We start from the raw sequence: 10,980 nt of genomic DNA, 5'->3' as shown, positions 1-10,980 counted from the left end.
CCCGCTCCTGACCTGCCCCTGACCCGCCGCTCCTGACCCGCTCCCGCCCCCGTCATCTCCTGTGAGAGGGAAACCGTGCACGCAGACTTCTCGCGCCTGACCTTCCGGCCCGGCAAGCACTACTCCGCGGTGCTGACCCAGCAGGGCCGGGTCCAGCTCGACGCCGACGCCAACGAGCAGGCCGCGATCGAGCGGTACCAGTTGCGCACGCTCGCCGCCGACCTGATCGGCCGTCACGGCGGGCCGGCGGCGGCCGCCGGGTTCGCGATCGGCCATGTGCCGGGCAACCACGACGTGGACGACCTCGTCATCGGCGACGGCCGGTACTACGTGGACGGCATCCTGTGCGAGGCCCGCCGGCCCGAGCCCGGCCTCGCCGCCCCCGACGAGGACGGAGGCGACGGCGGAGACCACCTCGACCGGGGCGACCTCCCCCAGGAGCCCGCCGGCTGGACGTACTGGGACCAGCCGGACGCCTACCGGGACCAGGAGCGCCCCGGCGACCGGCTGCCCGGCGAGTTCCCGTTCCTGGTCTACCTGAAGGTCTGGGAGCGCAGCGTCACCGCGGTCGAGGACCCGGAGATCCGCGAGGTCGCGCTCGGTGCGGCGATGCCCGACACGGCGGCCAGGGCGAAGGTCGTCTGGCAGGTACTCGCCCTGCCCGGCGCCGAGTTGGGCCACTCCGGCGACGGCGCGTCGCGGGTGCGGGAGGCCTTCGACGCCTGGGCCGAACCCCGCGAGCGGCCCACCGCCCGGCTGGCGGCGCGCGCCCGTCGGCCGGAGCGGGCGAGCGAGGACCCCTGCCTGGCCCATCCCGAGGCCGCCTACCGGGGCCCGGAGAACCAGCTGTACCGGGTGGAGGTCCACCACGGCGGTTCGGCCGGGTGCGACGCCACGTTCAAGTGGTCCCGGGAGAACGGCTCGGTGGTCCTGCCGATCACCTCGATCGAGGGCGTCTGGGTCGACCTCACCACGCTGGGCGACGACGACAGGTCCGGCCTCACGGTCGGCGACTGGGTCGAGGTCACGGACAGCGCGTCGGTCAGCCGGGGCGGGCCGGCGGACCCGCTCCAGGACCTCTTCCAGGTGGAGGAGACCGACCTGCCGGGCCGCCGGGTGCGGCTGTCCGCCGAACCGGGGCCGGAGGCCGGGCGGCTGCCCGAGCGTCACCCCTACCTGCGCCGGTGGGACCACCGGGCGCCCCGCGGCCGCGACGCCCTGCCGCTGTCCGGCGGCGCGCTGCGGCTCCGGGAGGGGGTCTGGCTCGACCTGGAGGACGGCGTCCAGGTGTACTTCGGGCCGGGCGGCGCGTACACCCGGGGCGACTACTGGCTCGTCCCGGCCCGCACCGCGACCGGGGAGGCGGAGTGGCCGCGCAACCCGGCGGGCGAGGCCCTGCTCCAACCCCCGGCCGGAATCCGGCTCCACCACGCCCCGCTCGCCTGGGTGACCGGCCCGGCCTCGGCGACCGACCTCCGGCGGACCTTCGGCCCGCTGACGGCCCCCACCCCTTCCTGAACCCGAGCGCGAGCACACGCCCGGGCCCGAGCCGCCGTCGGCGGTCCCGGCCCGGCCCGGTCCGGCTAACAGGCGGACAGGTGCAGCTTGAACGGCGACCCGTCGGAACCGGGTGTCCAGCCCGCCGACCGCGCGGCCCGGATGCCCGCGGCGACCTCGCCCGGCAGGATCACCTCCTCCGGCACCCGTTCCGGGTCGAGCACGGCCCGCCGCCCGGTCTCCACCACCAGCGTCGTCCCCGGGCGCAGCGCGTCCTCCGCCGCGTACCCCAGGGTGGCGCCCTCGTAGTCGCAGCACAGGTGCGGCCTGCTCACCCGCCAGCGGTACTCGACCCCGTCGACGACGATGCGGCGCGATCCCTTCCTGGGGAGGGCCACGGTCTGTCCTTCCTTCGGGAACGTTCGGGAACGTTCGGGTGCGGACCTGGGGCCGGGTGGCGGGCGGCGCGTCGCCGGCCCGGCGACGGTCCCGGGACGAAGGAGGATAGCCGGACCGGGGTCCGTCAGACGCGCGGTGCGTACTGCGCGGCGATCAGCAGGCCGGCGGCGGCCGCGCAGGCCGCCATCGCGAGCTGCCTGACCCGGATGCCCGCCCTCGTGGTGACGGACAGCGCCGCCACCACGAGGAGCAGGACGCCCGCCGCCGCCTCGGCCACGCTCCGGTGGGCGAGGGCGCCGCGCAGCGCCAGGACGGCCGCGACCACCGCCGACAGGGCGGTCCGCCGCCCGGCGAGCGCGGTGCGTTCGGGCTGCAGCCCGGGATCGCGCGGCGTCATGACGTCCGGACGATCAGCAGGAGCAGGCCGAGACCGGCCACCGCCGCGCCGACGGCCAGCACCGGCAGCATCCGGCTCTGCGGCAGGGGCCGCTGGTGGCGCATCGCCCGCTGGACGGCGCGCCACCGGAACCAGGCCGTCGCGCAGAGCAGGGAGCCGACCACCGCCAGCACGGCGCCGAGCACCGCCCCCGCCGTCCCCCGCGCGTGCGGCGGGACGAACTGGGCCACGGCGAGCGCCGCCGCGATCAGGGCGAGTCCGGTCCTGAACCAGGCCAGGAACGTCCGTTCGTTGGCCAGCGAGAACCGGTAGTCCGGTTCCTCGCCCTGCTCGTACCACGGGGTGGCACGACGGCCGTCGCGGGGCGTGCCGGGCACCGCGGGCTACCGGTTGCCGGGCGCGGGCAGGGCCACCTGCGGGAGGCGGGGGTCCGGCGTGGGCGGGATGATGTCGGCGGTCTCGACCATCCAGCGCAGCACGGCGTCGTGCAGCCGCCGTTCGGTCCCGGCGTGCTCCGCCCGGCCCGCCAGGTTGACCCGCTCCTGCGGGTCCTGCGCACGGTGGTAGAGCTCCGGCGCCTCGTAGAGCCGCCAGACGTACGTCCACTCCCGGTCGCGGACGGCGACGGCCTTGCCGACCAGTTCCGGGTCCTCGTGCTGGAGGGCGCCCTTGAGGTCGTAGGGGAAGCCCGGACGCTCCATCTGCGGCTCCTCCTCGACGGTGAAGCCGCCCTCGGTGAAGGCGTACTCGCGGTGCGGGGCGGCGGGGTCGCGCAGCAGCGGGACCAGGCTGCGCCCGAAGTGGCGGTGCGGGGCCTCGACCCCGGCCAGCTCCAGCACGGTGGGCAGCACGTCGACCATCTCCACCATGGCGTCGCTGGCCCGTCCGCCCTCGAAGCCGCCGCCGCTGATGATCAGGGGGTCGCGGGTGATGCAGTCGTGCATCGCGGAGGGCCACTTCTCGATCAGCCCGTAGTCGCCGAGGTATTCGCCGTGGTCGGCGAAGAACAGCGTCACGGTGCTGTCGGCGGCGCCGGCGTCCGCGACCGCGCCCATCACCCGGCCGAGCTGGTCGTCGAGGCGGGCGATCATCCCGTAGTAGGTGGCCATCACCTCGCGCCACTGCTCCGGGGTGACCTCGCCGATGCCGTAGCGCTCGCGGATGGCCCGCATGTAGCGCGGCTCGCCGGACGGGTCGCCGGGGGCGGCGGGGTCGGGGAGGGCGTCCCGGTCGGCCTGGGAGAACCAGGGCTCCTCGATCTGGAACGGGCAGTGCGGCGCCACCAGCGGCACGAACAGCACCCAGGGCTCCTCGGGCGGGACCGCCAGCCACCGCTCGGCGGAGCGGATCGCGGCCTCGTCCGGGTCGATCCGCCCGTCGTCGGGGACCAGGCCCCGGTAGAACAGCCGGGACCAGACGCCCTCGGGGTAGTCGCCGCCGTAGCCGATGGTGGGCATGGTCGAGAAGCCGTACTCGTGGACGCTCGCCTCGGTGACGCCCGGGGCGAAGGTGTCGCCGCGGGCGCCGGCCCAGGTGACGTGGTAGCCGGCGTCCTTGAGGATGCGCAGCAGGTTGGGCTCGTGCTCCTTGAGCAGGTGGGTGAGGGTGCGGTGGCCGGCGGTGTGCGGGTACCAGCCGGTGAGGATGGACGCCCGGCTCGGCGAGCAGACCGGGTGCTGGACGTAGGCCTGGTTGAAGGTGGTGCCGCGGGCCGCGAGGGCGTCCAGGTGGGGGGTGCTGACGTACGGGTTGCCGAACGCGCCGACGGCGTCGGCCCGCAACTGGTCGGGCATGAAGATCACGAAGTTGGGACGCTGGGTCATGTGCGGTTCCTAGTTCTGCGTTCCGTCGGAGGGCTGCCGGTTGTCGCCGGCGCGGCGGTCCAGCTCGGCCTGGACGGCGGCGACGTCCCGGGCGTAGGTCCGGTAGAGCGGGGTGGCGAGGATTCCGTTCACCAGGAGGACCACGACGACCATCCACAGGAAGGCGCCCTGCAGTCCGATGGTGTCCCCGAGGAAGCCGACCATCAGGGTGATCGCGGCCCAGCCGACCCCTTCGAGGCCGAGGAAGAAGGCGAAGGCGGCGCCGCGCAGTTCCGGCGGCGTGATGGCCATGACGACCGGCCGGTTGACCGACGGCTGGAGGCCCTGGAGGACACCCAGCACCGAGAGCAGGAGGGCGTAGACCCCGAGCTGGGTCCAGGCGATCTGGGTGGCGACGTAGGCGACCACCGCGTAGCCCAGGAGCGCGATCTGCAGGACGGCGACGCGGCCGGTGCGGGGGAAGCGGCGCTGCACGTGGTCCGCGGCCAGTCCGCCGCCGAGGGTGCCGAGCAGGTAGGACAGCGCGGCGGGGAGGATCACCAGCGAGGCGTCCGCGTTGCTGAACCCGCGGGCGTCGACCAGGAACACCACACCGAAGGCGACCATCACGAACTGGGCGCTGAGCAGGCGCTGGAGGCACATCAGCGGGAAACTGCGGATGGCGGCCAGCCGGCGCAGGCTCGCCCGGTCGAAGGCACGGCGGCGCGGGGTGCCGGCCGCGGTCCTCAGCGCGGCCAGCTGGTGCTCCGACCCGCCGACACCCGGGTCCTTGAAGAACAGCAGGATGGCGCAGCCCGCCAGCAGTTGCATGGTGCCGAGCACGAAGAACCCGTAGCGCCAGCCGTTGCCGAGCCGGGAGAGCTGGCCGAACAGCGGGCCGAGGACGGCGGTGAACAGGGCGATGGAGCCGAAGAGGACGCCGGACGCCCGGCCGCGGGTCTTGTCGTCGAAGAGGTCGGCGAGGACGCCGTTGACCAGCGGGCCGCTGCCGGCGATGCCGATGGAGGCGATGCCGAACAGCACCACCAGTTGCAGATAGCTCTGGGCGAAGCCGGTGGCGATGGTCCACACGCCCCACAGGCCGGAGCAGCCGGCCAGGATGTACTTGCGGGGGAAGCGCTGCGCGAGGCTGACCCACATCGGGGCGAAGACCACCCCGGTGATCTTGCCCAGGGCGATCAGCAGGCTGAGGGCCGACAGCGGCAGGTTCAGGGCGGAGCGCATCGCGGGGAACAGCACCGACACGGCGCTGTGCTCGCCGCTGTCGGTGGCCATCGCTCCGCTGAGCAGGCCGAGTTGGCGCCAGCGGCCCGGTGTGCCCTTTCCGGCGGTGGCGGAGGGGGAGGGCGCGGTCACCGTGGTGGGCGGCGAGGATTCGGCGGTCATGTGGTCTCCCTTGGCGTGGCGCGCGCGTCAGTTCGGCCGGACGGACCGCTGGTCCCGGGTCTGGAGCAGGGTCGCCCAGCGGGCCGCGATCTCGGCGACGCGCGGGCGGTCGGGGGCGTGCCAGGAGACCGGCACATTCAGGGAGGTGAGGCGGGCTTCGAGGTCCTCGGCGAGGTGCTCGCGGCCGGTGTCCCGCAGGTGGCGGGCGTAGCGGACGGGGTCGTTGTAGTACGTCGGACCGGTCTGGAGGGTCGCCTGCATCGGGTCGGGCAGGCTGCCTGGGCGGCCGGCGTACTCGTTCCACCATTCGGCGAGGTGGGAGCGCATGGTCGCGGCGAGTTCGGGCTCGTCGGCGAGCAGGTCGCGGGTGAGGTGGGGGTCCTCGGTGACGTGGAAGAGCTGCTCCCACTCGGCCCGGAAGGCCCCGGGGTGGTAGGTGCGGATGTAGAGGTGGTCGCGGGTGCGCACCGCGCGCTGGTAGGTGTGGGCGCCGTGGCCGAGGACCAGGTAGGGGCGCGACTCGATGGTCTCGCCGCGCACCGCGGGGGCGAAGGAGGTGCCCTGCCAGCCGGCCGGGAGGGGCAGGCCGAGCAGGTCGCAGAGGGTGGGGGCGAGGTCGATGTTGTAGAGCAGCGCGTCGTTGCGCCGGGCCTCGGCGGGCAGCCGGTCGGTGACGCCGGGCCAGTACACGACCAGCGGCAGCCGGTGGGTGGGCTCGTTGGCGAGGCCGTGCTCGGCGTAGGAGCCCTGTTCGCCGAAGGACTCGCCGTGGTCGGCGCTGACGATCACCGCGGTCTCCTCCGCGATGCCCAGCTCCTCCAGGGTGGCCATCAGTTGGCCGAAGTAGTGGTCCCAGTAGTGGACCGCGCCGTCGTAGCCGTTGATCAGGTGCTCGAAGTCGGCGCGGGAGCGGATGGCCTCGGGCATGTTGTGCGGGACCGGGGAGGTGCCGTCGCCGGTCAGCGAGTAGTGCAGGTCGAGGGCGCTGCGCGGGCCGTAGATCTCGGCGTGGGCGGCGATGGTCTCCTCGTCGGGCCACTCCTGGACGGGCCCGGAGGCGGCCATCTTCTCGGTCCACTCGGCGGGCTGGGTGTAGTTGGTGTGCGGGTCCCAGTAGGTGAGGTGCAGGTACCAGTTCTCGTCCTCGGCGTGCCGGCGGATCCAGTCGACGGCGGCGCGGTTGACGTCCTGGGCCTCCTCGTCGCCGTAGCGGGCGGTGGCGCGGATGGACTCGCGGAAGTTGGCGTGGAAGAAGTAGGCGCGGTGGCGTTCGGCGAACACCGAGACGGCGGCGGTGTAGTGGCCGCCGAAGCCGAGCACCTGGCCGAGCAGGAGGCGGTCGGGCTCGGGGCCGTGGCCGGAGTCGACGCGGAACTGGGCGGCGGGGCCGAAGTGGCCGATCACACCGTTGGTGATGCCGAACTGACTGCTCGTCAGGGCGGTGCGGGAGGGCAGGCAGGGCGAGTCGGAGCAGTAGTAGCGGTCGAAGACGACCGACTTCTCGGCGAGCGCCTGGAGGTTGGGGGTGGTGGGGCGGTGGTAGCCGTAGGGGGTGGTGTGGTCGGCGCGGAGGGTGTCCACGTCGATGTAGATGATGCGCATGAGGGGACTCCGGGGAAGGGAAGGAGCGGGGCAGGGGTCCGCACCGGTGCGGCCGGCGGGGGGCGCCGGACGACCGGTGGGTGCGAAGGGGGTGCGGGGGGCGGCCGGAGGAGGGTGTGCCGACCGGAGGGGGTGGCCGCGCGGGGGTACCGCGACCGGGGGGAGGGTGGCCGCGCGGGGGCGCGGCGGGCCGCGGTTCAGCGGCCGAGCCGGGCCTCCAGGCGGGCCTTGGTGAGCTGGAGCCAGGCGATGTGGGCGGCCCCGAAGGCGAAGCCGTGCTCGTGGGCCATGGTGTGGACCTCACGGGCCCAGGCGCCGTCGAGCTCGGGGATCTGGGGGTCGTAGGCGTCGGGCAGCGGCATGGCACCCGCCTCGGCGTGCTGCTTGAGCCGGTACTCCAGCTCGGTGTTGACCACGTCCAGGGCGATCTCGGGGCCGAGCTGGCCCGCGAAGAAGAAGCGCAGGGTGAAGTCGGGGTCCTTGGCGCGCGGGGACGGCACGAAGGGGGAGCGCGCCCACTCCAGGAGGGCCGCGCGGCCCTCCTCCGTCAGCCGGTACACCTTGGCGTCGGGCCGGCCCTCGCGCGGGTCGACCTCGAAGTCCGCCCAGCCGCGCTCGACGAGCTTGGCCAGCCGGCGGTAGATGTGCGGGAGTTGGACCCCGTAGCCGATGAAGCGGCCCGGCCCGTCCATCCAGCGACGCAGGTCATAGCCGGACAGCCGGCGCAGGGTCAGCACCCCGAGAATCACATAGTCGAGCTGCATGGGCGGCACCTATGTTCTAAGGAACTTATGCCCCACAGGTTTACCCGGCGGTAGCCGGATGTCAAGACTCCGGTCCGCACTCGTCACGCGTCCGCCGCGCAGCGGAAGCCCGAGTGCCCGCTGGAGCTGTCCGGGGTGTTGGCGGTGCGCGCGGCCACCCGGTAGCGGTTGCAGTAGGAGCGGTGGCACATGTGGGAGCCGCCCCGGATGACCTTGTCGGTGCCGGCCGCGGGGCCGGCGGGGTCGACCAGCGGGCGCTCGGCCGGGTGGTCGGTGGTCCACCAGTCGGCACACCACTCCCAGACGTTGCCGGACACGTTGTACAGCCCGAAGCCGTTGGGCTCGAAGGCGTCGACGGGCGCGGTGCCGCGGTGGCCGTCGGCGGCGGTGTTCCTCGCCGGGAAGGTGCCGCGCCAGATGTTGCAGCGGTACTCCCCCGCCGGGTCCAGCTCGTCGCCCCACGGGTAGCGCGCCTGCTCCAGGCCGCCGCGCGCCGCGTACTCCCACTCCGCCTCGGTGGGCAGCCGCTTGCCGGCCCAGGCCGCGTACGCCGCCGCGTCGTTCCAGGAGATGTGCACCACCGGGTGGTCGCCGCGCTCCCCTACGTCGCTGCCCGGGCCCTCCGGCCGGTTCCAGGCGGCGCCCTCCACCCCGCACCACCAGGGCGTCCGCCCGGGGCGCGGGGCCCCGCGGCGCAGCGCGGCGGGCAGGAAGGACGCGAAGACGTAGGACCAGCCGATCCGCTCGGCCTCGGTGCGGTACCCGGTGTCGGCGACGAACGCGGCGAACCGCCCGTTGGTGACGGCGCGGGTGTCGATGCGGAACGCCTTCAGCCTGACCGGGCGCACCGGCCCCTCCCCGTCGCCGGGGAACCCCTCGGCGTCCTCGGTGCCCATCAGGAACTCGCCGCCGGGCAGCAGCACCATCCCGTCGTCGCCGCCCGCGGCGCCCGCCCGCGGCGACGGCAGGGGCGGCGGGACGGCCAGCGCCGCCGTGCCCCCTCCGGACGGCATGCAGCAGCGGGCGGGCGCGGTGGATTCGGTCATGCTCGGGTCCTTTTCTGCGGGCCTGGCCCTGTCGCCTCGGGCACCTATGTTCTAACGTACATAGGCCGGTGACCCGAGCCAAGGAAGACCGAGCCAAGGAAACCCGAGCCCCCGCCGCCGGTCCGTCCTCAGTGCGCCGTCGTGGTGGCGGGGTGCCACGGGACGAAGGCGTTGGTCAGGCCGGCCAGGGCCGTGCGCAGCTCCGGGTGGTGGCGGAGCAGGACGGTGACCATCGTGTTGTCGTCGATCCAGGCCAGGCCGGCCTTGGAGTAGACCTCGGGGGTGTAGTACTCGGTGAAGAACCGGTCGCTGTTCAGGCGGCGGGACGCCATCAGGACGAAGATCCGGAACGCGGTGTCGCTGAAGGCGAATCCGGCGGGGAGCTTCTCCGCGTACATGCCGACGGTCAGATCGACCTTCTCGATGTCGCCCTCGTAGAGCCGCTCGATCTCCTCGGCCCACTCCGGGTTGCCGGTCAGCTCCCGGAAGGTCCGGGCGGGCCGCAGCCTCAGCAGCCGGCGGAACTCGTTGTAGCGGGGGACCCCGAGTTCCCTGCTGCGCAGGATGTCGGTGGCGGCGAGGTCCTGGAGGTTGCCGTCCGGGCGCTGGTACTCCTGGAGGAAGCGCGGGAAGTTGTGCAGGGTGACCAGGCCGGGCGGGAGGGTGCCGAAGCTGTAGAGGAGGTCCGCCGGGCCGACGGCGGCCAGCACCTTCAGGGCGTCGGGGCCGGCCAGGTCGCGGAAGGTGCACTGCCGCAGGGTGGCGTCGTCGGTGGCGGAGCGCAGGTGCCAGTCGTCGCGGATCAGCGGGTGCATCCGGTAGACGGCGACGAACTCCTCGGTGAGCGAGTACGGCACGCCGTAGTGGTCCGTTTCGCCGCCGGGGATGCCGCTGAGGACCTCGCTGCCGCTGATCCGGCCGAAGAGCCGGTGCACCCGCTCGCCCGCGAGGCCCCACCAGTTGGCGCGCAGGGCCGCGACGGTCGTGGGGTGGCTGATCACGGCGGGTGTCCACTCCACCGTGTGGATCTTGGCGAGCAGCGCGGCGTTGACCAGCCTGGCCCGCTGGAACAGCTCCTCGTCGCCCCAGCCCGGGTAGGCGCGGTGCAGGTGGTCGCAGATCGCGTTGTGCTCCCGGGCGAACAGCTGCTGCATCATGGCCAGGCCCAGCCAGAAGCCGGGGACACGGGACGGGTCGCGGGCCGGGTCCGCGGACGGCGGGAGCCGCCCGTCGTCCCACACGTGCAGCCGGCCCGACTCCCCGGTGCGCAGCAACCGCTGCTCCTCCTCGCTGCTCCCGTAGACCTGGGAGGCGTCCCACCAGTGGGAGGAGACGTTGACCCGGGTGTCGGGGGTCCCGGCGGGCGCCTGCGGGTCCCGGGTCGGGTCGTCCGGGGTCCGCATGATCCGCATCGGCCGCTCGGGCCAGGGGTCGTCGTCCAGGAGCGGCACCTCCCAGGGGCGCTCCACGGGACTCGTGCCGTGGCTGAACCAGTCGCGGATCATGAACTGCAGCCAGGCGGCGACCAGCGAGTTGACCGTCTCGGCCGCGACCAGCTCGTGGCGGGTGAGCAGCGCGCGGCTGACCTCGCGGGGGCTGGGCCGGGAGAGCACGTCCTCGGCGGTGGCCGGGGCGATCCGGTCCAGCGGGATGTTGCGGCCGAAGCGGGTGCCCGCCATGCCCATGGCCGGGTCGCCGAGGTCGTTGTGGCTGCCGTCGGCGGTCCGGTTGACCCGGTGGCCCGCCGACGGCGGCCCGGCGGTGGGCGGGTCGACGGAGGGCAGCTGCCCGGTGTCGTACAGGTTCCGCTGCCGCAGTCTGATCCGCAGTCCGAGGAGGGTCAGCAGGCCCGGCAGGACCGGCAGCCTGTCCCACCCGAAGCGCCGGTCGACGTACTCTGCGGCGTCGGTGAGGAGCCGCCAGGGAAGTGACGTGCGGTATCCGCCGCCGTTCGGGGCGGGCGCGGAACGGCGCGCGTTGCGGGGCGTGGCCATGGCGACCCTCCGGAGGTGCGGTGACGCACGGTGATGATGCTCTGTAAACGAGTGACTTCCACGATAGGAGCG

At 73.8% G+C, this 10,980-nt stretch carries 10 protein-coding genes; 1 reads left to right on the top strand and 9 read right to left on the bottom strand.

The features are described 5' to 3' along the window. The first annotated feature begins 75 nt into the window (after nt 1-75). The gene (locus ACFZBX_RS10340) at nt 76-1,518 is read left to right on the top strand and encodes a DUF6519 domain-containing protein (RefSeq protein ID WP_391532812.1); all 1,443 of its coding nucleotides are present in this window, start codon (nt 76-78) and stop codon (nt 1,516-1,518) included. Nucleotides 1,519-1,583: 65 nt separating this feature from the next. On the opposite strand, the gene ACFZBX_RS10335 is transcribed toward ACFZBX_RS10340, so the two are convergent. The 9 genes from ACFZBX_RS10335 to ACFZBX_RS10295 form a co-directional block, all read right to left on the bottom strand. Beyond that, entirely contained in the window at nt 1,584-1,895 is a 312-nt protein-coding gene (locus ACFZBX_RS10335) for a hypothetical protein (protein ID WP_391532811.1), read from the bottom strand. Nucleotides 1,896-2,020: 125 nt separating this feature from the next. After that, nucleotides 2,021-2,293: a DUF202 domain-containing protein gene (locus ACFZBX_RS10330; protein ID WP_391532809.1), complete on the bottom strand. Its 273-nt coding sequence runs from the start codon at nt 2,291-2,293 to the stop codon at nt 2,021-2,023. Then, nucleotides 2,290-2,670, bottom strand: coding sequence for a YidH family protein (locus ACFZBX_RS10325; protein WP_391532807.1), 381 nt, complete (start codon nt 2,668-2,670; stop codon nt 2,290-2,292). Before ACFZBX_RS10325 ends, ACFZBX_RS10330 begins: the two co-directional genes overlap by 4 nt. 6 nt (nt 2,671-2,676) lie before the next feature. Further along, entirely contained in the window at nt 2,677-4,116 is a 1,440-nt protein-coding gene (locus tag ACFZBX_RS10320) for a sulfatase-like hydrolase/transferase (protein WP_391532805.1), read from the bottom strand. 9 nt (nt 4,117-4,125) lie between these two features. Next, nucleotides 4,126-5,502, bottom strand: a complete 1,377-nt coding sequence (locus tag ACFZBX_RS10315; protein WP_391532803.1) for an MFS transporter — start codon at nt 5,500-5,502, stop codon at nt 4,126-4,128. Between the two features lie 27 nt (nt 5,503-5,529). Next, entirely contained in the window at nt 5,530-7,104 is a 1,575-nt protein-coding gene (locus ACFZBX_RS10310) for a sulfatase (protein ID WP_391532801.1), read from the bottom strand. Between the two features lie 197 nt (nt 7,105-7,301). Further along, complete coding sequence (locus ACFZBX_RS10305; RefSeq protein ID WP_391532800.1) at nt 7,302-7,868, bottom strand: PadR family transcriptional regulator; 567 nt, start codon at nt 7,866-7,868, stop codon at nt 7,302-7,304. A gap of 83 nt (nt 7,869-7,951) precedes the next feature. Continuing rightward, the gene (locus ACFZBX_RS10300; protein ID WP_391532798.1) at nt 7,952-8,914 is read right to left on the bottom strand and encodes a formylglycine-generating enzyme family protein; all 963 of its coding nucleotides are present in this window, start codon (nt 8,912-8,914) and stop codon (nt 7,952-7,954) included. A 128-nt stretch (nt 8,915-9,042) separates the two neighbouring features. Continuing rightward, the gene (locus ACFZBX_RS10295) at nt 9,043-10,908 is read right to left on the bottom strand and encodes a peroxidase family protein (protein WP_391532797.1); all 1,866 of its coding nucleotides are present in this window, start codon (nt 10,906-10,908) and stop codon (nt 9,043-9,045) included. Nucleotides 10,909-10,980 lie beyond the last annotated feature (72 nt).

Origin of the sequence: Kitasatospora sp. NPDC008115 (assembly GCF_042957205.1) — a bacterium.
Lineage (GTDB): Bacteria > Actinomycetota > Actinomycetes > Streptomycetales > Streptomycetaceae > Kitasatospora.
Note: the sequence above shows the minus strand (reverse complement) of the source record. Positions and strands in the feature narration are given on the sequence as shown.